Raw genomic sequence first — 21,361 nt, 5'->3', positions numbered from 1 at the left:
CTGCGCAGCAGCGGGGTGGGGGTACTGCCGTGGGCTGTCGTCATCATACCCCCAACACCTCGTGCAGCTGTTGCGTGTGAGCGGCAAGCTCGCTTACGGCAAAACCCTCCACCACCTTGCCGTGCTCCATCAGGTAGAAGCGGTCGGCGATGCGGGCGGCGAAGCGGAAATTCTGCTCGACGAGCAGGATGGTCATGCCGCGCTTTTTCAAGGTCGCCAGCAGTTCGCCGATGCGCTGGACGATGACCGGCGCCAAGCCCTCGGTCGGCTCGTCGAGCAGCAGCATCTGCACGCCCGTCCGCAGGATGCGGGCGATGGCCAGCATCTGCTGTTCGCCGCCGGAGAGTTTGGTGCCGGGGCTGTTGCGGCGCTCCTTGAGGTTGGGAAAGAGATCGAAGATCTCGTCGACGCTCATGCCGCCCTTGGCCACCACCGGCGGCAGGATCAGGTTCTCGTCGACGGTGAGCGTGGCGAAGATGCCGCGTTCCTCCGGCACGAAGCCGATGCCGCGATGGGCAACACGATGCAGCGGCAGGCGCATCAGGTCGCTGCCATCGAAGGCGACGCTGCCGCTGCGCTTGCGGACCAGCCCCATGATGGCGCGCAGCGTTGTGGTCTTGCCGACGCCGTTGCGGCCGAGCAGCGTCACGGTCTCACCGCGAAAAACGTCGAGGTTGACGCCATGCAGCGCATGGCCCTCGCCATACCAGGCATGGAGATCGCGCACGGCAAGCAGCGGCTCACTCATGCTCGGTCCCCCTGCTCGGTCCCCATGTAGGCGACCCTGACGCGCTCATCGTTGCTCACCGTCGCGTAGTCGCCGGCGGCGAGCACCTGGCCGCGCTGCATGACGGTGATCCAGTCGCAGAGGTCGGCGACGACGGTGAGATTGTGCTCGACCATCAGCACGGCGCGGTCCGTTGCCAGCGAGCGGATGATGCCGGAAATGACGCCGACATCCTCGTGCCCCATGCCGGCCATCGGCTCGTCGAGCAGCAGCACTTTCGGGTCGAGCGCCAGCGTGGTGGCGATCTCGAGCACGCGCTTTCGGCCATAGGAGAGATCGCCGGCCGGACGATGCGCGACATCGTCGAGACCGACGACGGCAAGCAGTTCGCGCGCCCGTGGAGTCAGTTGGTCAAGCGCGGCCAGCGAGCGCCAGAACTGGAAGCCGAGCCCGCTCGGCCGCTGCAAGGCGACGNGATGCGGAAAGATCGCCGATATCTGGAACGAGCGGACGAGACCCATGCGCGCCACCCTGGCCGGCGCGGTGCGGGTGATGTCGTTGCCCAACAGTTCGATCCTGCCGCTGCTCGGCTGCAGGAACTTGGTCAAGAGGTTGAAGATCGTCGTCTTGCCGGCGCCGTTCGGCCCGATCAGTGCATGGATCTGGCCGTGATGGACGTCGAGGTCGACATTGTTGACGGCGACGAAACCGGCAAAATCGCGCCGCAGGCCGCGGGCGGAGAGCACCACCCGCGGCTTGATTTCGGCACCGTCCGGCTGGACGGCCACGGCTTGCGCCAGCGTCACTTGGTGACGAGCGGGCAGCCGCTGTCTTCAGCCTTGATGAAGGCCTTGTCGCCCGGAATGGTCGCAAGGTAGGTGTAGTAGTCCCAGTCCTTCTTCGACTCCTCGGGCTTTTTGACCTGATAGAGATACATGTCGTGCACCATCGAGCCGTCGGCCTGTACCTTGCCGTTGGCGTTGATGATGTCGTCGACGGGCATTTCATGGAGTTGCTTGGCGACCGCCTCGGTCTCGTCGGTGCCGGCCTTGTCGATGGCCTTGAGATATTGCAGCACCGCCGAATAGGTGCCGGCCTGGATCATGTTGGGCATGCGGTTGGTGCGCTTGAAGAAGCGCCCGGCGAAGTCGCGGCTCTTGTCGTCGCGGTCCCAGTAAAACCCTTCGGTGAGCACCACGCCCTGCGCCGCCTGCAGTCCGAGGCCGTGCACCTCGGCAAGCGTGAACAGAAGTGCTGCCAGCCGCTGGCCGCCGGCGACGATGCCGAACTCGGCCGCCTGCTTGATGGTATTGGAGGTGTCGAGGCCGGCATTGGCAAGGCCGATAACCTTGGCGCCGGAGGACTGCGCCTGCAGCAGGAAGGAGGAATAATCCGTCGATCCCAAGGGGTAACGCACCTCGCCCAGCACTTTGCCGCCGCTTGCCTCAACAACCTTTGAGGTCTGCTCCTTCAGCGAATAGCCGAAGGCATAGTCGACGGTGATGAAATACCAGCTGTCGCCGCCCTGCTGCACAAGCGCGCCGCCGGTGCCGACCGCCTGCGAGTGGGTATCGTAAGCCCAGTGGAAACCGTAGGGCGAGCATTGCTTGCCGGTCAGGTCGGCCGATGCCGCTCCGGTAACGATGTCGATCTTCTTCTTTTCCTTGGACAACCCCTGGACGGCGAGCGCCACCGAGGATGTCGTCAGTTCCATGATCGCGTCGACCTGCTCGGTGTCGTACCACTGGCGCGCAATGTTGGAGGCAATGTCGGGCTTGTTCTGGTGATCGGCGTTGACGATCTCGATTGGCGCGCCCTGCACCTTGCCGCCAAAATCCTCGACCGCCATCCTGGCGGCCTCGACCGACCATTTGCCGCCGAAATCGGCATAGACGCCCGACTGGTCGTTGAGGATGCCGATCTTGACCTTGCCGTCGGAAATTTCGCCGGCCGCCGCCGGCATCGCAGTCGCCGCAAGCAGCACGGCTGAGACGAGATAGGATGCTTTCACAGGTGGTTCCTCCCTTGTGGCCGACGCTGGAAAACGCGGCGGCCTTGCAATGGTTCAACAACTCCGTCCGGTTCTCGCTGAAATCCGGGCCAGCGCCCGCCACTTCTCCTCTTGGCAACCCCTCCGCCCTGGGTGCGCCGGGAACCGTAGCATCACATTTCGCGAGGCGAGAATGCTATTTTCGTAGCATGGCGTGCTAGCGCGGCCGCTACCAGTCGGGCTCAATTGGAGAGTCTTCGGAAAAGCCGCTCGGGCCAGGCAGAGAGAGCGTTGCGGCCGCAGCGTCCAGCAGTGCCCCCGGAAGCCCTTTGAGATGCTCGCTGTCCAGCGGAAGCGCAAGATAGCCCGTGGCAATGCGTGCAGCCGCTTCCGCCTGTTCACGATCTCTCATTGCCTTGACCGCAGACCGATCAGGCCGCGTGGCCAGCCAAGCCTTGTGCAGAGCGAACATTCGAGGGTCGACCGTCGGCATGCTTACGGGATAGCCACGCTCATCGATCGCCACAGCCTCCACCTTCGGGGCGTTGATGAGCCATTGCAGCCCCTTCATGGGTGCGCTGTCGAGGTCGTCGGCAAGCTGTGTAATCGAGGTAGTGGCGTTGTCCTTGAGGACATGTCTTGCCCGCGGACGGATCAGGTCGACCAGATAGCCATCACGGTTCGCTGCCCTGAAGGCCCGGGGCTGGAGCGGCTTGAAGGACCTGTCCACTTTACGCAACACGCCTATCAGGCCGGACTGGCTTACCCTCTCGCCGGTCACGAAGCTGATGCGGCGTCGGGAATCGAAGAGCAGGTCGATGTCGCCGGTTGCCGTGAGACCGCTGGTGATCTGGACGCCCGCCAGAGCCTCGTAAGCGAACAGCGCATTCGTGCCGACGACCAGCAACTGCTTGCCCAGCGGGTCTGTTTCGGCGCACCGCCGCAATATCCGTGCGGCGATGGCCGGTACCCTGCCCAACCCCATTGCCACATTGACTTTCGCCAGGCCGTTCAGGCGATCGGCCAGACCTGCCAGCAGATCCTTGTTCTGCACCCTGCCCTCGGAAAACGCAGCGAACGCCTTCTCCGTCTGGCTGCTTTTCGGCCCGAGTGAATTCTCGACCTGCCGGACCTTCCGCAGCAGGTATTCAGCACCGCTGCGCTCAACCCAGCGCATGCTGCCTGCAAAGCGCCTTTGGCGCTGGTCATCAGCACGCTGCCAGGCCTCGTAGACCTGTTGCGTATCTATGAGTTGGCGCCGCTGCTCGCCGGTCAACTCTCTCAGCATCGTTTTCCACTCTTAAGCCAGGATCAAGTTAACATAGTGGAAAACTCTTAATTAACAATAAGTTGCTATGTTTTTTCCACTATCGCATCTATCACCCACACGCCGAGTGGAAAATACCGTAAAAACAATAGGTTATGTCCGAGAAAGGGAGGCCAGAACCTCACACGCGGGTTTTTAGCTGCGCGCGCCATGGCAGCCGCTTGCCGTCGCCTCACCGCTTCTGCGGATAGATCGGCTCGCCGCGCTTCAGCATCTCGACAAAAGCCTCGATCTTCTTCCTGCGCCCCGCCTCCGTCTTCATGTTGTGCGTTCGAAACGCCAGCGCGAACCGGTTCTGGGCGGAAAGCTTTGCCAGCATCTCCTTCGCCTTCGGCTCGGCGTCGATGGCGGCCTGCAGATCGTCAGGGATCTTCATGTCCTTGCCTGAGGCATAGGCGCGGTCCCAGCGGCCGTCGGCCTTGGCCGCCTCGACCTGTTTCAGCCCGTGTTCGGTCATGCGGCCCTCCTCGACCAGGCGGGCGACATTGTCGATGTTGATCTTGCTCCAGATGCTCTTCTTGCCGCGCGGCGTGTAGCGCTGCAGAAAGCTCTTGTCGTCGAGCGGCTTGCGTATGGCGTCGATCCAGCCGAAGCACAGCGCCACGTCGATGGCCTGCTTCGGCGTGATCGAGGCGAGGCCCGAGCCGACCTTGTGGACCTTGATCCAGACCTCGCTCTCGCCGGCATGATTTTCGCGCAGCCAGGCGTAAAAACTGTCGGGATCGGGGAATTCATGAACCTTGTCGGGATCGACCTTGAACGGCGCCATCATCACCTCGTTGTTGCCGGGCCGGCTGTATCGGCTGTCGATGCCAGTTTCCGTCAGCGGCGTCGATACCCCCTAGCCTATTGCGAGCCGGCTTGCGCCCAAGCCGGCGCTCATGGCAGTTTCCCGGCTGGTCGAGCCGGGCAAGGCAGACTGCAATTCGGGGGAAATGCCATGCGATCGATGTTACTCGGCCTCATCCTTCTGCTGCCGGCCTCGGCGCTCGCCGAACCCATCGAAACCCAGAAGATCATCACCGCGCTGACCGGCGACTTCAATGGGGACGGCGCCGCCGATCTGGCGATGATCGTCGAGACCGAGCCCGAAGACGATACCATGGACATGCATTTCTTCCTGAGGGACAAAAAGTACAATTTTCTGAAACCCGCCGGCGTCGTGCATGAGCAGGTCTACGGCGAATGGAACGACTACGACCAGCCGCATTATGAGGGCTCCGGCATCGAACCGGAGTTGACCTTGCTGCCCAACGGCTCGATCAAGATCTATCTGCCGGGGCTGATCGGCCCCGGCGAGCGGACCGACATGACGCTGACCATCGCCTGGCGCAACGAGGCCTTCGTCGTCGCCGGCGTTGCCTATGACCATTACAAATACCAGTCCGTTGTCGTCTACAGCAGCTGCGACTACGACGTGCTGACCGGCAAGGGCAAAAGTATGCAGACGCAGGATGATGACAGCAAGGTGAACAGTATCGTGTCTGTCGAAGGCCAGGTCGTGCCCTTCGCGGAGTGGGACACGGGGACGCCTTTTAGGGTATGCGGGGATTGAGGGGGCAGCCAATCTCCCCCCTCGTGGGGGAGATGGCCGGCAGGGGGGCCGCTGTCCCGCCAACGCACCGGCCAGTGTCAGCCACGTTTATCCCGCGATTCTTGTCAGAAAATATAGATTGAGAGGTCGCGATCCTTCGCGCCCCCCTCTGCCCTGCCGGGCATCTCCCCCACTTGGGGGGAGATTGGCTTCACTGCAGATGCGGTTTCTTCAAAAAGCTGTTTCGGTCGGCGGATTTCACTCGCAGCCAAGTCTCACGACCGTCACGCACGACCCTGAGAGGAATCTCCGAACCCGCCGGATTCTGCCATAGCTTGCGGTAGAAATCGGCGAGACCGTCGACCTCGCCATCGCGCACGTCGGAGATGATGTCGCCCTGGCGCAGGCCGGCCTTGGCGGCGGGGCCGCCTTCGGCGACGCTCATCACCACGACCGCACCGTTCGACTCGGCCGAGAAGGCGCCGAGCCATGGGCGCGGCGGCTTCGCCACCTGGCCGCGCGTCAGGAGATCGTCGAGGATCGGGGTCAGAAGGTTGATCGGCACGACCATGTTGATGTCGGCGACCTCGCCGTTGCGGCTCATCTGCAAAAGCAGCGAACCGATGCCGAGCAGGCTGCCATCCTGGCCGATGAGCGCCGCGCCGCCCCAGGACGGATGCGCCGGGGCAATGAAGATCGCCTCGTCGAGCAGATATTCCCAATAGCCGGCGAATTCCTGCTTGGTGACGATGTGTGCCTTGACCGAGCGGCCGGTGCCGTCGGCAAACACCACGGGGTCGCCGATCTTCGCCTTCGAGGCGTCACCCAGCGCCACCGCCGGCAGGCCGAGCGGCGCCAGCGCCTGCACTAGGCCGAAGCCTGTCTCCTGGTCATAGGCCAGCGCATGCGCCGGCACGACGCGGCCGTCCTGGTCGGTCAGCCAGACCTCCTCGGCCTCGGTGATGAGATAGCCGATGGTGAGCACCAGCCCGTCGCCGCGGATGACGACGCCGCTGCCTTCCCGGCGCGTGCCCAGGGCATTGGCCGTGAAGGCATCGTCGGGAACCATGGCGCGCACGCCAACGACGGAGCGCAAGAGCGGGGAAACGGGATCGATCGGCATGCGGTCATCCTGGCAGATATGCGTGGGCAGTATCCTCTATAGGTATGCCGCGCTGCACAGGGCGCAAGGGCTTAGGCAACAAGGCAATCATTTCAGAGGCTGGCGCTGCCCCTCATCCGCCTGCCGGCACCTTCTCCCCGTATAGTGACGGGGAGAAGGGAGATGGCCGCAACATCGGCGCTCTTGGCAACGCTGGCAATTGGGGAAATCAGTAGGCGACAGCGTCCTTCTCCCCGTCACTATACGGGGAGAAGTGCCCGGCAGGGCGATGAGGGGCGGCGCCGACATCGATAATAGTTCAACACAAGTTGAACCTTTCTGAATTGCACCTATGTGTTCCCGTATCTAGGTTCCGCCGACTTTTCCGCCATCAGTCTCGCGCCGTCGCGCAAGTCGTTTCGCCCGCCAAACCAAGGAATTTCCCGCATGACCGAATACACCCCGCCGAAAGTCTGGAGCTGGAAGAAAGCCAATGGCGGTACGTTCGCCAGCATCAACCGGCCTATTGCCGGTCCGACGCATGACAAGGTGCTGCCGGTCGGCAAGCATCCGCTGCAGCTCTATTCGCTGGCGACGCCGAATGGGGTCAAAGTGACTGTCATGCTGGAGGAGCTTCTGGCGCTCGGCCACAAGGGCGCCGAATACGACGCCTGGCTGATCCGCATCAACGATGGCGACCAGTTCGGCTCGGGCTTTGTCGAGGTCAACCCCAACTCCAAGATCCCGGCGCTGCTCGACCGCAGCGGCAAGACGCCTGTCCGCGTCTTCGAGTCCGGCTCGATCCTGCTTTATCTCGCGGAAAAGTTCGGCGAGTTCCTGCCGACCGAACAGCCGGCGCGCGCGGAAACCTTGTCCTGGCTGTTCTGGCAGATGGGTTCGGCGCCCTATCTCGGCGGCGGCTTCGGCCATTTCTACGCCTATGCGCCCGAAAAAATTGAATACGCCATCGACCGCTTCGCCATGGAGACCAAGCGCCAGCTCGACGTGCTCGACCGGCGGCTGGCGGAGACTGAATATCTCGGCGGCGCCTTCTATTCGATCGCCGACATGGCGGTATGGCCCTGGTATGGCGGCCTTGCGCTCGGCCGCATGTACAATGATTCCGCCGAATTCCTGTCGGTGCAGGACTACGAGCACGTACAACGCTGGGCCAAGGCGATCGACGCCCGCCCGACGGTGCAGCGCGGCCGCATGGTCAACCGCGCCTTCGGCGACCCGGCCATGCAACTGCACGAGCGCCACGACGCCAGCGATTTCGAGACGAAGACGCAGGATAAATTGGTGGTGGCGGAGTGACTTTTTTACCCTCCCCCTTGTGGGGAGGGTCGATCCGCAAAGCGGATCGGGGTGGGGGTCGGCGCCAAGCACCCCCACCCGACCTTCGGTCGACCTCCCCACAAGGGGGAGGTAGGGCGCCTAGCTCTTCATCAATTTCGCCAGCCTCGGCACGCCTTCACCCACGGCGCGTTCATCTGCGAGCGTAAAGCTCATCCGCATCGTGTTGCGGCCCGAACCGTCGGCGTAGAATGCGCTGCCCGGCACGAACGCCACGCGGGCTTCCTTGACCGAGCGGGCGAGCAGCGCGGTGGCATCCGAACCCTCAGGCAACGTCAGCCAGACGAACATGCCGCCTTCCGGTCGGCTCCAGCTGACGCCATCCGGCATTTCCGCTTCGAGTGCCGCAAGCAAGCCGTCGCGGCGCTGGCGATAGGCGCCGATCAGCTTTTCCACCTGGCCGTCATACACGGCCTCGGAGACGCGGTGCATGACCAGCTGGTTGATCGACGGGCTGTGCAGGTCCGACGCCTGCTTCATCAGCACCAGCCGCTCGACGACGCGGCGCGGCGCGCAGACCCAGCCGACGCGCATGCCCGGTGACAGGATTTTCGAGAACGAGCCGCAATAGAGCGTGCGGGCGTTTTCGATGCCGCCGGAGCGTTCGCAGTCGAGCGCCAGGATCGGCGGCTGGCCCTCGCCGTCATAGCGCAGCGCGCGATAGGCGGCGTCCTCGATGATAGCAATGTCGAGCTCGTCGGCGAGGTCAAGCACCGCCTCGCGCTGCTGGCGGTTCAGCGTCTCGCCGGTCGGGTTGGCGAAATCGGGCACCAGATAGGCGAATTTCACCTTGCCGCCTGCAGCGGCAGCAGCGGCCTGGTAGGCGGCAGGCGTCATGTTGCCGCCGTCCGGCGTCAGCCGGTCGTAGCGCGGTTCGTAGGCGTTGAAGGCCTGCAGCGCGCCGAGATAGGTCGGCCATGTTACCAGTGCTGTGTCGCCGGGCGACAGGAAAAGCTTGCCGAGATAATCCAGCGCCTGCTGCGAGCCGGAGGTGATGAAGATGTTGTGCTCGTCGCAGGCAATGCCGAGCTTGCCCATCTGGCCGGCCAGCCATTTTCTGAGCGGCAGATAGCCTTCGGAGACCTGATACTGAAGTGCTGCGCTCGCCTCCGCACCGCCCAGCACCGAGGCATAGGCATCGGCGATCGCCTGGGCCGGAAACAAGGCCGGATCGGGGATGCCGCCGGCAAAGGAGATGATGTCGGGCTGGTCGAGCAGTTTGAGCAGCTCGCGGATTTCCGACGCCTTCATGCGCGAGGCGCGCGACGCCAACAGGTCCATCAAACTCACGAGCCCACCTCCCGGGATACGGCATCTGGTCCAGCATGACCGTTCTGGCCATGCGATTTAGGTCAATCTGACTGACCTATTATCAGGCTCCCTCACCCGCTGGAATAGCCAAACCCTCATTCCGCGTGGCCCAGACGAAAAAGCAAACACATTTCTGCCCTGGACAGGGAAAATTGTTGCGCGCCGAGGGGCGCGGATGCAACCTCATTCCGAGCGGACCGGCATAAAAAGAAAAGCGGTCTCAACAAGGGGGGTAAAATGACGCTTGAGCTCATCGGGGCCGGATTCGGCCGCACCGGCACATGGTCGACCTTTGCCGCGCTGAACAGGCTGGGCCTTCCCAGCTATCACATGCAGGAAGTCATCCTCAACAAGGCCAACAAGGGCCATCTCGACTTCTGGCGCAAGGTGGCCAACAGCCCGCCCGGCAGCCAGCACGACTGGACCAGAGTCTTTGCCAATTACAAGGCGACGGTCGACAATCCGGGATGCTGCGTGTGGCGCGAATTGATGGCCGCCTATCCCGACGCCAAGGTGCTGCTCACCCTGCATCCGCGCGGCGCCGAGGCCTGGTACGACAGCACCATCGACACCATCCACTTCACCGAGACATTGTGGCAGTTCAAGGTGCTGGAATGGCTGACGCCGTTCGGCCGCAAATTCGGCGACATGTCGCACAGGCTGATCTGGGGCCGCACGCTTGCCGGCGTGATGGACGACCGCGCCAAGGCGGTGGCGCGCTACAACGCCTATACCGAGGAGGTGATAGCGGCCGTGCCGCCGGAGAAGCTTCTGGTGTTCAAGGTCAGCGATGGCTGGGCGCCGCTCTGCGGCTTCCTCGGCGTGGCGCTGCCCAACGAGCCTTTCCCCAACCTCAACGACCGCGAAAGCGTGAAGAAGATCATCCGCGACATCATCAAGGGCAGCTACATCATGCTGGGGCTGTCGGTGGCGGCGGTGCTTGCGGCGGTCGCGGCGCTGTGGTGGTGGCTGGGGTAGCCGCCGGACCGTCAGAATATTGCTACTTGCGCGTGATCCAGCCGAGCAGATCCGGCTCGACGTCTTCGTGGTCGGTCAGGTCGCGAACCAGGGAGGCGGCGAGCGCGCGCCACCGCTTTTCCGGGACATTGTCTTCCATCACCGATTTGATGAAGGCGGCGCGCAGGATGGCGCAATCGAAGGCGGATACATCGAAAAGCAGTTCTGCCATTTCGGTTTTCCCCGTTCACATCGGGCGCGCGAGCCTGTCGAAGTCTCAGGCGCCAGCGCCCCATACAATGGTCGACGACAGCGGATTCATACTCTTGCCGAACCAAGGTTCAACACAATTCGATTGTACGGTTTTTACCAAGCGATTGCGGTTCGTTGCCCGCTTTTGCGCCGATGCTAGATTTGCCGGGCGGCCTCTCCCCAGATGGCCGCAAATGGCCGGCGCGGCTCTGGCAACATGCTTTCACCGGCATTCGCGTCGGCCATTTCCAGCCCGTGCCAGGCTCAGCCCAGCAGCCGTTCGTATTCGGCCTCGGCCTGGCCGTAGAAACCATCGGCGACGGCGATCAGGCCATCCCGGTCGCGAATGACGATCTCGCCGCGCCGCGACCGGATCAGGCCGCGCCCTTCCAGGATCTGCAGGCCGATGGTGACGCCCGGACGCCTGACGCCGAGCATGACGGACAGGAACTCATGCGTGATCTGGATCTGATGGCCGACCACCCTGTCGTCACACATCAGGAGCCATCGGGCCAGCCGATCCTCGAGCTTGGCGCGGGCATTGCTCAGCGCCGTGGATTTGGTCTGGCCGTGCAGATAATGGGCATAGCGCAGCAGGAAGGCGCGAAGCGTCGGGCTTTTCTGCAACGCTGCCTTGAACGGCTCGGAATCGATGCACACCGCCTCGCCCGGCATCTGCATGTAGCAGTCATGGGGCGCCCAGTCGGCGCCCATCACCAATGCGGAGCCCGACATGCCTTCGTGGCCGATGATGCCGACCTCGGTGTCCAGGCCCGGCCGGTTCCTCGCCACCACCGAGGCCAGGCCGCTTTCCAGGAAGCAGACCGAGGCGACCGGCTCGCCCGCCATTTCGAGCGGGGCTTTGAGATCGAGCACACGATGGTGCAAATGCGGCGCAAGCAGTGCGAAGTCGGCCGGGTTCATGCGGCGCAAAAGGCCGCTTTTCTCCTTGCTGACCGACTGGTCCATCGCTCTCTCCCGTCAAGGGCAAGAGCACATGTCATCTCCCAGCCGTCGGCGCCCTGCCCAAATGCAAACGGTCATTGGACGATAGCTGACTCGGATTCAGCCATTGTACTTCGTACAAAACCGACAAATCAGGGGCGACGCCCCATCAATCAATCCAGCAGCTTTTTCCTGGATCAGCGCTTCGGGCGGTCAGCCGCAACCATGCGCGCTTCGCGCACGATGGACGAGCGATCGTTGCCGATCAGCGATGCGATCTCTTGTATCTGCTGCTCGGAGGCCCCGGTTTCCCGCGCCAAGGCCGCGAGCGTCTCGGCGCTCAGACCGGACTGTCTCGGTTGCTCCGCCATGGCTCCAATGCCTCCTCTCGGGGCAGGAGTGCGATGGTCGCTCCCAAGCGTCAGCGCCCATTGATGTGGCTGACGATGCTATACTGTACGCTTCCGAACAATCGATGGCGAGCGATATATTAGCGACGCTGGATGCGGCCCTAGAACGGCAGCCTTATCTCATCGATCGACCTCGACTCCGTCCAGCCAATGTCCTTCTGGATCTCCGTCGGCAGCGCATTCAGTGCGCGCACGGTCTTCCTGTGCTTGCTGGCGCGCGCCAGGGCAGCACGAATTCTGCTGAGACTTTCAAACATCGGTTACCTCCATGCAGCAGCAAAGCGCTGCCTCAGGCCCGCTCTTGCACGGCCTCTGTAACCGATCGATTGCGCGGCAACGGTGAAGCGCTTCACAAACCGATGTCGCCCAGAAACATTTGTATACAAATCAATTCAGGGAACGGGAGAGTCGCTAAGGAGGCCGCGCCAGACTGCCCGCGTCCAAAAGGCCGATATCCGCGTCGAGCTTGCGGGACGCTGGACCAAGGGCATCTGCAATTTCGAGAAAATGGGCGCGATGCACCATTTCGGCGGCACGGCGAGCGAGCAGACCGACTTCCGCCATAGCGTGGCGGTGAAGCTCGACCATGCGAAGTTTTGCGATCTGATCGTCGATGCGTGGGCCGGTTCGTGTAGGCCAACGGGTGACTCCCTCTTCCCGGGCAATCGCATGGGATTGCGCCAGCCCCTTATGCGATTGCCCTGCCCTCCTCCGCACCATCGCCCGCATCCTCGTCCCCCCGCTCGGCTATGGACGAATCCCATCATGCGCAATAAGGATGGGGTCTGCCGTGGCGCTTTCGCGCCGGGGCAGGCGACGTTCGATCAATGACGCTGCGCCGGGCGCCTTTGACGCCGCCCCGCAAAAGTGTCGACACCGGGGGATCTGGTCATGACCGACAACAAGCCGACCGTAGACGTTACCAAGGACTGGCAGGCAACGCAGGGCCAGAAGTCCGGGGCCACGCGGCTGCGCCTGTTCGCCGTGCTGTCGTGGGTCATCGCCATTGGCGGCGAGATCGCCGGGATCGTACTGCTCTACAAGCACAAGTTCGACCAGGGCAACCTGCCGCTGCTGATCGGCATCCTGGTCGGGATCGCGATCTTCGCCATCGCCGGCAGCCTGCTCTGGAAGGCCGCCAACCGGAAGGACCCGGCCCGCGAATCCGACACGTTCCGGTTCTTCGTCCAGAACCAGCTCGGCGCGATCATCACGCTGATTGCCTTCCTGCCGCTGGTTCTCTTGATCCTCAACGACAAGAACATGGACCCGAAGAGCAAGAAGGTGGCCGGCGGCATCGGCGCCGTGCTGGCCGTGCTGGCGACCCTGATCGGGGTCAGCTACCAGCCGCCATCGGTCGAGCAGTACACGCAGGACATGAACACCTGCGCGGAACAGATCAAGGCGGGGCAGCCGACCACGGCCTGTTCGCCCGAAGTCGCCGCCCAGGCGCAGGCGATCGCCACCGACTCCACCACGGTGGCCGCGGCGACGAAGGACGCGGCGCACCCCAATGGCCAGGATATCGTCTACTGGATCGCGCCGGAAAACGGCGCCGCCAAGTCCGACACCGAGCATGTCTTCCACCTCTGCGCAGCGGTCAGCCCGCTGAAGGACAAGACCGTCAACAGCGGCTCGGTAACGCAAGCCTACGCCCAGAACGCCATCCGCATCACGAAGCAGATCGAGATGGAACAGAAGCAGTGCGGGTTTACGGCTGCGCCGTGAATGAGGCTGCGGGCTGGCGTGGCCGATTGGGTGCGCCAAACTGGTGGTCCACATCATAGTTGTCCGTCAGTGGCGTGCGGTCCCTCGTGGCGCGAAGGCTTACATGGCGGGACTAGACGCAACGTAAGCGGCTGGGGCACGCCAAATCCCTGGCAGGGGCACGACGAAAATTGAATGTCGCATTTGGGCCGCTTCCTGCCTGTCCGGTTTCGGGTGGTAGCATTCGGAAAGCGGACACACTCGTTGACTGGCGCGACAGCTAAATCCCGTTTGCCGGACACGGCGAGGATGCCGAGGGCCTCTCGGATATCGATGTGATGAAGCCTTTCGCGTTCGTGTCGACAGGATTCAATGGATCTCGGCCGGCGGTGACAACCAGGGCGCACAACATGGCCATCGTGCGGAACTCCCGTCGCCAGTTATGTCGCCGAGCCGATGCGCCCCACGCCCGCCCTCTAGACCGAGGACAGCCCCGAGACCAAGACACGGAAGGCCGTACCCAACCCGCGGAATGAGAGTCTGATCAACCGTCGTCTCTGAGCTCCACCCCCAGCCCTGTGCAGCTTCAGCCGATCCGACTGCATGGCAAACCTGCCAAGCAGGCGAGCCTTCTTGCCTTCAACCTTTGACAGGGAACATGAGAGACTAGTCGTTCAGCTTTCCGCCACGGTGTCCCATCGTCATCTTGGATGCGTACATCGTCGGTGAACGCTTGCCTGGAAGGTTCGCCTCGAGGACGATCTGTTCGACAAAGCCCTGGTTCATCTCCAACTCCACGCATTCGTTGAGCTTATCGACGAGCCAAACCGCGTAGCCTTCAGGTTCCTTGGCGTCAAATTCCGAATCGTCCGCCGGAATCTTGGGTTCCGGAAACGCCGGGATGATCATTATCTTGGGCTTTGGCAAATCGTAGGTATGTCCCTCATAGGCATAACCGACAATTATCCCGCACGATGTTTTCTGTTCTGGAGATGATCCGAGCATGAAGGTACTGCCTACCGTTGAAAGGACCGCAGCGCCAAAATTCTTCAGGTCGATCTTGAAATGGTAGGAGACTCTGATTGGTATTTTTGGAAATGGGATATTTCCATTTATTATATCTTGGCGGCCTTTGTTGCTGTCATACTTCTTCAATACTTCAAGTGCGTTGACATGTTGCTCGTCGGTGATAGGTTCCCCAGGCGCGGTTTCGACATACATGCCGGTGTCACCAAAGGGTGCTGGCGCACCGGGCACGCTGAGTCCAATTTCCGCCCCCAAGCCATAGAGCCTAACCTGTGTTGCGTTGTAAGCGCCTGACGGAAAGGTTAGTGTCGGTCGGTGATAGTCGTCGCTCATTTTCCTCGCTCCTTTTTGCTGCATCCTTCAGTTCACAAGATCTCCCGCCAGCTGAAATTCTCATCGAATTTTTCCGCGAGCATCGGCGCGACGCGATCGCTGGAGTCCACCACCAACGCCGCGGCCTTTTCGAACGACAGGTCGTCCGCATCGAGGCGTGGCCATGCCTGAGCAAGTGCGAGAGCCACCTCGTCCCTTGCTCTGATCAGCATGCTCTTGAACATGAAGGGCCGAGCGCGGAAGGCGCGGGACGTGAAATCCGAAATGCGCTGCATGTCGGATTGGTCGACATCCTTGATATCGATCCCCAGCAGCCGCTCGTCGGCCAACCCCTCGTGCACCAGTGCCGCGTGGTAGACGTGGACGATCGTGTCGAACACAGCCCCCGTGAATGGCCGTGACCTGTCATGGATTTCCGCCGTCACCTCCGACATGCGGCGTGCGTTGCTGGCGAGGCGGATCTGCCGATCGCCAGTCAGCTCGGCAATCCGGTTCAACTCATTGAGAACAAGCAGGTTGCCATTGCAGTGCCGCAGCAGCCGGTCCATGCCGCTGTCGAAATTCAGGAAGGACAAGAGCGAGACCAGATCCGAGCTGGCTTCGTGGAACGGTCCGAAATCGCCTTGAGTCAGGCCGCCAGTTGGTGTCCCGAACAGCGAAAACAAGATTGCGTGGCCGACCTCATGTGCGATCACATCGAAGTTGAGCGCATAGGGATAGTTGCCTCCGTCGATGCCGCGCTCTCGGCCGAGTTCCAGATAGCCATAGCCCGATTGCGCATTCTCCCAGTCGACGAAGGGGATGATTTCGAGCCGCTCGAACGTCTCGGCGAAATACCAGACAATCGGTTTGCCGAGGTAGCTTTCCCAGATGTCCAGCACGCGGCTGACCGAGGCGAAAGCGTGCGCAGAAAGGAACTGCCGCGAGGTCAAGGAAAGCTGATCGAAATGGCCGTCAAAGCCAGCCTGTGCAGGTGGAAAGGTTTCGCCGACAAACGGTGGCAGATAAGGGTAGTCGTAAGGCTCCTTGTCGAGGAGCGGATCGCGAACGTAGATGCGGTGATCTTCCGGGCCGGAGCGGATCAGATCGGGTGGAGTAGAAATCCATACTGTTTCGGGTGTTCCGTAACCCGAAAGGTGAGGGACCTGCGGGTAGACCAGGAACCGCGTACCCAGCACACCTTGCGCAACGGCACGATCGACCGCGTCCAATTGCTTGGCCCCCTCTGACGATGCCACGCTATCACGGTGCTTACGTTACGTAAATCGTCGGCCGCCAAGAGGTCAGGGCCTATAGCGCCAGCCCCGCATCATCCATATCCTTGGAGAAGGCCGTGGTTAGCTGTAATTCCGGCACGGGGTATGCTTTTTCAAATGCTTGCTCCCGCAAAAGTTCGAGTGCCCGCAGGGCATCTTGCTTTTTTTGCTGGACGAAAGCGGCGCCGAGCTCCCTGCACAATTTCTCGACGTCGTCCTTGCCGTCGTGCGCATCCCGGACCATCCGTGCCAGGGTGCGATCGCGAAAATTGACGGCCTGTGCCGCACCCTCGAGCCTCGCCTGCTGTTCGGGTGAAATCACGCCGCGCCGGCAAGCAGCACGAAGGGTCCGGCGCAGGTCAATCAGCGCATGCGTCAATTGAGCGAAATTCACCTCGGCCGGTCCATGCAATACCGCTACTGCGTCGTCGGGTGCAAAGGCGCAGCGGCGATACCATCGGTAGATAAGCCCGACGCCTTGCATATGGGGGAACAGCTCGGCTGCTCGAAGGGCACCCATGCTGGCCGCGCCGACGACATGAATGCCGCGGCTGAGGGCCCACAGGATTTCCTTGTGCCGAACCGCCGGCTCGGTCTGAAAACCGCCATCTATGAGAAGGATCGCACTCGGGTCGAAATGCTGCACGGCCGAAACGATCGAGCCTTGCACGGCCGGGGGAAGGCATACCGCATCGACGACCTTCAACGCGTCGGAATGGGACACGGTAGGGCCAGTGAAGACGAGTTTCGGGCGCATAATCCCTACCCCTGCAAGAGCGGCTGCAAGGCAGGGATGACAATCCTGACAACCGACAGGGCGTCGAACGGTTTCGTTCCCACCCGGATTAGGTGAACCGCATCGAACCCTCTCTCTTCGAGAATTGCCAAGAGGACCGACAGCCCGTCCGACGCCGTGTTGAACTTCTGCTCGGCGAACGCGCCGAAATCCACGCTGCGCGGGCCGTCGCGGAGGAGCCGGCGATGCGCTGCAATCACCTGCCGATCGGGGTATTTCGGATAGGACGCGCGCGTCAGGTCATCGCGCGCGCCCGAGATCGCCGCCAGACGGGCCTGGGCCGCTTCGTAGATGGCGTGCACCGCCGCGCCGGCGGGACTGAAACCGGCAGCCGAGCCATCAGCCGGATGATCCAAAAGGACCGTTTCTGTCGGTTCGTCTTCCAGCAGATGGCACCACACCACCGGTATGCCCAACGGCGACAAAGCTTGCCAAAGGCCAACCAGCACGTTCTTGGCCGCCAAAGTTTCCAGGAGATCGCGGAGCGACGGATCATCGATCGTCTCGGGATCGATGCGTTGACGGTGGAAAAACCCGTGGGTCCGGTATGCCGTGGCGATCGCGTCGCGTTCGATGCATTCAAGCATGCCATGAACGATGGCATCCGGCTCCGCGAAGCCTGCTGCCAAACCGCTCGTCGATGCCGCGAAAATGCCGTCATGGGGCAGCGACGGCAACACATAGGCGGTGTGCACGAGCTCGAACGGGACCAGGTCGCGGCTGCCGGTAAGAAGATTGTCTGCGGCTACCCACGCGGTCTCCCTGCCGCGCCATCCCGGCGCGGTGCCCCCTTGGAGATACCTTTCGAAACGATCTGGCGGGATGCCCAATTGATCGGCGCAGCCGACGACTGGTTCGAAATTCGCCACCTGCTCTGCAAAGAAGCTCTCGGCCGATTCCAGCATGGCCGATATCCCGGCTTGCACCAGGGTGGCGCCCTTGCCTTGCGCGACCGCGTTGGAGAGCGAGAAAGGTCTTGTCACCTGCACGACCGGGATGCCGAGCTGGTCGAGCCCGGTGATGTCGGCGATCCGCGTGATGCCCAGGCCTTCGCGCATCTTCATCAGCCTCGCCAGCGCCTCGTCGGGCGGCGGACCAAGGCGTTGATATCGCTCCAGCATCGCGGATGCTCTTGCAGGGCCCGCTAGTGCCGAACGGCCGATTCGGGATTGACGATCAGCGCGGCGCCCGGCTCGAGAGCGGATTTCGCACGTTCGACCCGATCGCGATAGCGCGACGACAGTTCAGGCGACAGGCCTGATGATTGAAGGGTCTCGTATGTACTGACGAGGAAAGGCACGGCACTTTGCTCCGCGGCTATGGCGATGCTCTTTTCGAGGGCAGCGATTACGTCCGCCTCCGCATCGCCCTGGAGAAGAAGTAGCTCCGCCCTTCGCCTGTAGAGCTCTGCCAGCCAGAAGCGGCTGCCGCCGGCCTCGGCCTGCGCCACAGCCGAGCCCAGCAACGCGAGCGCCTCATCGACCTCGGCAGTTCGTGTCAAAAGCTCTGCCAGCATGCCGCAATAGACCGGTTCGTCCTCAGGCGTCTGGAACTCGCCATGGAGGCCAAGGCCTTGCCGCATTTTCTCCCTGCCGCTCTCGACCTGGCCGGCGTTGCCGTCGCACCAGCCTTCGAAGATTTGCGCTGCGGCGGCGAGAGCGGGCATATAATGGCGCTCCGTCAAGTGGCGCAGATCCGCTATCACGCTTCGTAACCTCGAAAAATCTCGGCGATAGCAATGCAGCATCGCCTCGTTGAGATAGGCATGTGCGATGCTGCCGGCATGTCCGGTTTGCTGCGCCCAGCTCCTAGCTTCCGACATCGAATGGATCGCGCTTGCCGGCTTTCCGACAAACCAAAGCGACAAGGCGCGGTGGGCGAGCCCGCAGACCCTCGCGTCATGCCCGCCGAACAACGCAGCATTGGCTTTGCCCTGGCCGTGCTCATAGAGCGAAAGTCCTGCGTCGACTGCCGCGATGCAGCGGTCGTGGCGGCCAAGATTGAAGTCGATTGCCCACACGCAATGCCTGGCCTGGAGTTGCACTTCGGCATCCTCGACATCCCTGAGATCGCTGAGCACCACTTCCGCGCGCTCGCCGTCCATGACGGTATCCGTGAACCACCAGCCCCAGTAGATCGGGAACCACTTGGCCCGCTCGGCCACCGGCCGCCGCCGGGCTATCACCACGCCGTCCTCGTACAATTTGCGGGCGGGCCCCGAGTTCGGACCTTCGACAGCGGTCAGGATGGGACCGAGCACGATCATGGCCGATAGCCGCAGCGCGTCTCGCCTGTCGGCTGCCGCAACGTGCTCGCAGAGCGCCAATGCATGCTCGAGTATCTGCCTCGCTTCCGCCATTGCCGAGCGCGACGAGCTTTCCGTGCCTGCGATCACGAACTGAGCGATCGCGTCCTCCATAAGGCCTGCGCGCTCGGCGTGCTCGGCGACCTCGGCGGTGCTCAGCCACCCGGCCAGGTTTCGGTTGCGGCTCACCGCGGCAAACAGGTGGCGATGCAAGGCCTGCCGTTTCTTGCGCAGCGTTGCGTTGTAGATCGTCTCCTGGATAAGCGCATGGCGCACGCCATAGACCGGAACGCCAAAAGGCCGCACGCGGATCAGGAACCCGGCCTCGCTCAGTGAATCCAGCGCGTTTGCGATGATTTCGTCGTCGAGCTCCGGCAACAACGCGCGCAACAATTCCTGATTGAAACGATTGCCCGCGACGGCCGCGGCGCGCGCGACTTCGCGTGCCGGCCCTAGCGTTTCGAGCCTGGCCTCGATCACGCTTTCAAACACCGAGGCATGACTGCGCGTCGCGGTCTGCGCCAGCCGATCCGTTGCCGAGGCCGCGTTCTCGGCCATCCACTGGCAGATTTCTTCGATGAACAGCGGGACGCCTCCGGTCACGCGTTCCACCACGTCGAGCAATTCCGGGGAAGTTGAAGGCTTGCCTTGCGGCCACATGGCCGCGATCGCCAGCCGCGTTTGCTCGCGGTTGAGCGGCTTTAGCGAGATATGCCTTGGATTCGATGCTGCCAGCCAGCTCCCGGATTCAGGGCGCGTGGTCGCGATGACAAGCGCCCGGAAGTGACGGGCCGACTGTGCAAGCTCAGCCAACAATTGTCTAGACGTCAGGTCGATCCAATGGATGTCCTCGACCACCAGGACGATCGGTCCGCTGGCGCACAGGGCTTCGAGCGAGTGGCGAACCGCCCAATTGGCTTTCGCGCGCATCGCCTCGGCGTCGATTTCCTTAAGCATCGGATCGGCTCCCGCAGCGCCGAGCAGGAACGAGAAGACGTCTATGATTTCAGGATCGCGGACGTCATGATCGCGGAATACTTCTGCCACAGCGGCAGCGCTCAGCTGTCCTTCGTTGCCGGCGAAATCGCCGCGTACGTTCTGTAGCAGCGGATGCAGCGCCGAGCGCAAGCCGCCGGGCGTGCACTGGAAGAGCAGCAGTTTCGCGCGCTGGTGACGCGTGCGCCGGCGCACTTCGTGAAGAATGCGCGACTTGCCGATCCCGGCCTCGCCCTCGATCACCACCACGCCGCCGTTTCCTGCAACGGCGCTGTCCCATGCTTCGGCGATCGTGGCAAGTTCGGCCTCGCGATCGACGAGCGGACTGCTCAGCCGCCCGAAGGCGAAGAAGCGGTCGACCTCGCGCTTGTGACTCAGCGCGCGCCAGACCAGCTCCGGCTCGGCAAAACCCTTGATCGTATGGCTGCCCCTAAAGCTGAACACATGCGACCGTCGCGCCAGGTTGCGTGTCGCCTCCGAGACTAACACCGTATCCGGCTGCGCGATGGCCTGGAGCCGCGTGGCCATCGCGAAGGCAGGGCCGGTGACATTGTCACGACCCGTCTCGGCGTCACCCTTCTGGATCAGGGTCATCGATGTCGCGATTCCGACCCGGACATGCAAATCGGCGCGGCCTTGGTTCGAACCGACGCGCCTGCAGGCGTCGATGATTTCGAGCCCGGCCCGGATCGCCAGCGATGCCGCATCCTTGGCGTCTATTTCGGCAGGAAACAAAGCAACGCCGCCATCGCCGACCTCGACCTCTACGGCACCCGAGCACGACGCGACCGCCTGTCTCGCCGCCCGCTGGAAGGCTGATATCAGTTCCTCGAACTCTTCGATGTCCAGGATGCCAAGAAGGTCGGTCGATCCGACCAGGTCGTAGCAGAGCGCGGTCAGGATCCGGCGCTCATGCCGGGCTTCCGACGCATTGTTGCCGTTGCCGCCCAGAAAACCTGTTGCCACCGACGCCGCCGGCAACGCGACCGGACTCTTCTCCGACATGCTGGGATTTCCTCGCCGAGCACAGT

The 21,361-nt window shown here is 62.6% G+C and carries 21 protein-coding genes; 4 read left to right on the top strand and 17 right to left on the bottom strand.

The annotated features are described in order from the left end of the window. Nucleotides 1–43 precede the first annotated feature (43 nt). The 5 genes from X751_RS159630 to X751_RS159650 form a co-directional block, all read right to left on the bottom strand. Complete coding sequence (locus X751_RS159630) at nucleotides 44–748, bottom strand: ABC transporter ATP-binding protein (protein WP_023671422.1); 705 nt, start codon at nucleotides 746–748, stop codon at nucleotides 44–46. Continuing rightward, entirely contained in the window at nucleotides 745–1,515 is a 771-nt protein-coding gene (locus X751_RS159635; protein ID WP_031204810.1) for an ABC transporter ATP-binding protein, read from the bottom strand. The genes X751_RS159630 and X751_RS159635 overlap by 4 nt, the downstream gene beginning before the upstream one ends. Nucleotides 1,516–1,529: 14 nt before the next feature. Further along, nucleotides 1,530–2,738: an ABC transporter substrate-binding protein gene (locus X751_RS159640; protein ID WP_023685930.1), complete on the bottom strand. Its 1,209-nt coding sequence runs from the start codon at nucleotides 2,736–2,738 to the stop codon at nucleotides 1,530–1,532. A gap of 208 nt (nucleotides 2,739–2,946) precedes the next feature. Further along, on the bottom strand, nucleotides 2,947–4,005 hold the full coding sequence (locus tag X751_RS159645; RefSeq protein WP_023685929.1) for a nucleotidyltransferase domain-containing protein: 1,059 nt from the start codon (nucleotides 4,003–4,005) through the stop codon (nucleotides 2,947–2,949). A gap of 211 nt (nucleotides 4,006–4,216) precedes the next feature. Further along, the gene (locus X751_RS159650) at nucleotides 4,217–4,813 is read right to left on the bottom strand and encodes a YdeI/OmpD-associated family protein (RefSeq protein WP_023743926.1); all 597 of its coding nucleotides are present in this window, start codon (nucleotides 4,811–4,813) and stop codon (nucleotides 4,217–4,219) included. A 171-nt stretch (nucleotides 4,814–4,984) separates the two neighbouring features. On the opposite strand from X751_RS159650, the gene X751_RS159655 reads away from it, so the two are divergent. Beyond that, the gene (locus X751_RS159655) at nucleotides 4,985–5,599 is read left to right on the top strand and encodes a hypothetical protein (RefSeq protein WP_023715162.1); all 615 of its coding nucleotides are present in this window, start codon (nucleotides 4,985–4,987) and stop codon (nucleotides 5,597–5,599) included. Between the two features lie 190 nt (nucleotides 5,600–5,789). On the opposite strand, the gene X751_RS159660 is transcribed toward X751_RS159655, so the two are convergent. Then, nucleotides 5,790–6,701, bottom strand: coding sequence for a S1C family serine protease (locus X751_RS159660; protein WP_023671416.1), 912 nt, complete (start codon nucleotides 6,699–6,701; stop codon nucleotides 5,790–5,792). A gap of 426 nt (nucleotides 6,702–7,127) precedes the next feature. Here X751_RS159660 and yghU point away from each other — a divergent pair, with 426 nt between their 5' ends. Then, entirely contained in the window at nucleotides 7,128–7,997 is an 870-nt protein-coding gene (gene yghU / locus X751_RS159665) for a glutathione-dependent disulfide-bond oxidoreductase (RefSeq protein WP_023693764.1), read from the top strand. Between the two features lie 120 nt (nucleotides 7,998–8,117). Here the strand turns inward: yghU and X751_RS159670 are convergent, their stop codons facing one another. Continuing rightward, nucleotides 8,118–9,317 carry a PLP-dependent aminotransferase family protein gene (locus tag X751_RS159670; RefSeq protein ID WP_031246904.1) on the bottom strand — a complete coding sequence of 400 codons (1,200 nt, stop codon included), beginning with the start codon at nucleotides 9,315–9,317 and terminating at the stop codon, nucleotides 8,118–8,120. A 267-nt stretch (nucleotides 9,318–9,584) separates the two neighbouring features. Between X751_RS159670 and X751_RS159675 the strand changes: the two genes are divergently transcribed. Then, a complete protein-coding gene (locus X751_RS159675; protein ID WP_023697773.1) occupies nucleotides 9,585–10,325 on the top strand; it encodes a sulfotransferase family protein in 741 nt (246 codons plus the stop codon). Nucleotides 10,326–10,347: 22 nt separating this feature from the next. Here the strand turns inward: X751_RS159675 and X751_RS24960 are convergent, their stop codons facing one another. The 5 genes from X751_RS24960 to X751_RS1000000166750 all read right to left on the bottom strand — a co-directional run bounded on the left by X751_RS24960 (nucleotide 10,348) and on the right by X751_RS1000000166750 (nucleotide 12,640). Continuing rightward, nucleotides 10,348–10,536 carry a hypothetical protein gene (locus tag X751_RS24960; RefSeq protein WP_023671412.1) on the bottom strand — a complete coding sequence of 63 codons (189 nt, stop codon included), beginning with the start codon at nucleotides 10,534–10,536 and terminating at the stop codon, nucleotides 10,348–10,350. A gap of 284 nt (nucleotides 10,537–10,820) precedes the next feature. Continuing rightward, nucleotides 10,821–11,525 (bottom strand): Crp/Fnr family transcriptional regulator, encoded by a 705-nt coding sequence (locus tag X751_RS159680; RefSeq protein WP_023685922.1) that lies wholly within the window; start codon nucleotides 11,523–11,525, stop codon nucleotides 10,821–10,823. 173 nt (nucleotides 11,526–11,698) lie between these two features. Further along, on the bottom strand, nucleotides 11,699–11,872 hold the full coding sequence (locus X751_RS1000000167435; protein WP_023671410.1) for a hypothetical protein: 174 nt from the start codon (nucleotides 11,870–11,872) through the stop codon (nucleotides 11,699–11,701). A gap of 140 nt (nucleotides 11,873–12,012) precedes the next feature. Then, nucleotides 12,013–12,168: a hypothetical protein gene (locus X751_RS1000000167430; protein ID WP_023671409.1), complete on the bottom strand. Its 156-nt coding sequence runs from the start codon at nucleotides 12,166–12,168 to the stop codon at nucleotides 12,013–12,015. A 154-nt stretch (nucleotides 12,169–12,322) separates the two neighbouring features. Next, nucleotides 12,323–12,640, bottom strand: a complete 318-nt coding sequence (locus tag X751_RS1000000166750; protein ID WP_023743924.1) for a hypothetical protein — start codon at nucleotides 12,638–12,640, stop codon at nucleotides 12,323–12,325. A gap of 162 nt (nucleotides 12,641–12,802) precedes the next feature. On the opposite strand from X751_RS1000000166750, the gene X751_RS159690 reads away from it, so the two are divergent. Then, nucleotides 12,803–13,639, top strand: coding sequence for a hypothetical protein (locus X751_RS159690; protein ID WP_023743923.1), 837 nt, complete (start codon nucleotides 12,803–12,805; stop codon nucleotides 13,637–13,639). Between the two features lie 645 nt (nucleotides 13,640–14,284). On the opposite strand, the gene X751_RS1000000166745 is transcribed toward X751_RS159690, so the two are convergent. From X751_RS1000000166745 to X751_RS159700, 5 genes are all read right to left on the bottom strand, one after another. Beyond that, nucleotides 14,285–14,977 (bottom strand): hypothetical protein, encoded by a 693-nt coding sequence (locus X751_RS1000000166745; protein WP_155923581.1) that lies wholly within the window; start codon nucleotides 14,975–14,977, stop codon nucleotides 14,285–14,287. 32 nt (nucleotides 14,978–15,009) lie between these two features. Then, on the bottom strand, nucleotides 15,010–16,188 hold the full coding sequence (locus tag X751_RS159695; protein WP_023689836.1) for a hypothetical protein: 1,179 nt from the start codon (nucleotides 16,186–16,188) through the stop codon (nucleotides 15,010–15,012). Between the two features lie 79 nt (nucleotides 16,189–16,267). Then, complete coding sequence (locus X751_RS0132625) at nucleotides 16,268–16,990, bottom strand: TfuA-like protein (RefSeq protein WP_031244619.1); 723 nt, start codon at nucleotides 16,988–16,990, stop codon at nucleotides 16,268–16,270. A 5-nt stretch (nucleotides 16,991–16,995) separates the two neighbouring features. After that, entirely contained in the window at nucleotides 16,996–18,150 is a 1,155-nt protein-coding gene (locus X751_RS0132620) for a YcaO-like family protein (protein WP_023689834.1), read from the bottom strand. 23 nt (nucleotides 18,151–18,173) lie between these two features. After that, complete coding sequence (locus tag X751_RS159700; protein ID WP_023743920.1) at nucleotides 18,174–21,335, bottom strand: AAA family ATPase; 3,162 nt, start codon at nucleotides 21,333–21,335, stop codon at nucleotides 18,174–18,176. Between the last annotated feature and the right edge of the window lie 26 nt (nucleotides 21,336–21,361).

Origin of the sequence: Mesorhizobium sp. LNJC394B00 (genome assembly GCF_000502555.1) — a bacterium.
In the GTDB taxonomy this organism is placed as follows: Bacteria; Pseudomonadota; Alphaproteobacteria; order Rhizobiales; family Rhizobiaceae; genus Mesorhizobium.
This window is presented reverse-complemented; position numbering and strand designations above follow the sequence as displayed.

Excerpts from the sequence above, each read along its gene's own strand:
- X751_RS1000000167430 (WP_023671409.1), bottom strand. The coding sequence starts at position 12,168 with ATGTTTGAAAGTCTCAGCAGAATTCGTGCTGCCCTGGCGCGCGCCAGC.
- X751_RS159630 (WP_023671422.1), bottom strand. The coding sequence starts at position 748 with ATGAGTGAGCCGCTGCTTGCCGTGCGCGATCTCCATGCCTGGTATGGC.
- X751_RS1000000166750 (WP_023743924.1), bottom strand. The coding sequence starts at position 12,640 with ATGCGGGCGATGGTGCGGAGGAGGGCAGGGCAATCGCATAAGGGGCTG.
- yghU (WP_023693764.1), top strand. The coding sequence starts at position 7,128 with ATGACCGAATACACCCCGCCGAAAGTCTGGAGCTGGAAGAAAGCCAAT.
- X751_RS24960 (WP_023671412.1), bottom strand. The coding sequence starts at position 10,536 with ATGGCAGAACTGCTTTTCGATGTATCCGCCTTCGATTGCGCCATCCTG.
- X751_RS0132625 (WP_031244619.1), bottom strand. The coding sequence starts at position 16,990 with ATGCGCCCGAAACTCGTCTTCACTGGCCCTACCGTGTCCCATTCCGAC.
- X751_RS0132620 (WP_023689834.1), bottom strand. The coding sequence starts at position 18,150 with ATGCTGGAGCGATATCAACGCCTTGGTCCGCCGCCCGACGAGGCGCTG.
- X751_RS159670 (WP_031246904.1), bottom strand. The coding sequence starts at position 9,317 with ATGGACCTGTTGGCGTCGCGCGCCTCGCGCATGAAGGCGTCGGAAATC.
- X751_RS159700 (WP_023743920.1), bottom strand. The coding sequence starts at position 21,335 with ATGTCGGAGAAGAGTCCGGTCGCGTTGCCGGCGGCGTCGGTGGCAACA.
- X751_RS159645 (WP_023685929.1), bottom strand. The coding sequence starts at position 4,005 with ATGCTGAGAGAGTTGACCGGCGAGCAGCGGCGCCAACTCATAGATACG.
- X751_RS159660 (WP_023671416.1), bottom strand. The coding sequence starts at position 6,701 with ATGCCGATCGATCCCGTTTCCCCGCTCTTGCGCTCCGTCGTTGGCGTG.
- X751_RS1000000166745 (WP_155923581.1), bottom strand. The coding sequence starts at position 14,977 with ATGAGCGACGACTATCACCGACCGACACTAACCTTTCCGTCAGGCGCT.
- X751_RS1000000167435 (WP_023671410.1), bottom strand. The coding sequence starts at position 11,872 with ATGGCGGAGCAACCGAGACAGTCCGGTCTGAGCGCCGAGACGCTCGCG.
- X751_RS159675 (WP_023697773.1), top strand. The coding sequence starts at position 9,585 with ATGACGCTTGAGCTCATCGGGGCCGGATTCGGCCGCACCGGCACATGG.
- X751_RS159690 (WP_023743923.1), top strand. The coding sequence starts at position 12,803 with ATGACCGACAACAAGCCGACCGTAGACGTTACCAAGGACTGGCAGGCA.
- X751_RS159655 (WP_023715162.1), top strand. The coding sequence starts at position 4,985 with ATGCGATCGATGTTACTCGGCCTCATCCTTCTGCTGCCGGCCTCGGCG.
- X751_RS159650 (WP_023743926.1), bottom strand. The coding sequence starts at position 4,813 with ATGGCGCCGTTCAAGGTCGATCCCGACAAGGTTCATGAATTCCCCGAT.
- X751_RS159680 (WP_023685922.1), bottom strand. The coding sequence starts at position 11,525 with ATGGACCAGTCGGTCAGCAAGGAGAAAAGCGGCCTTTTGCGCCGCATG.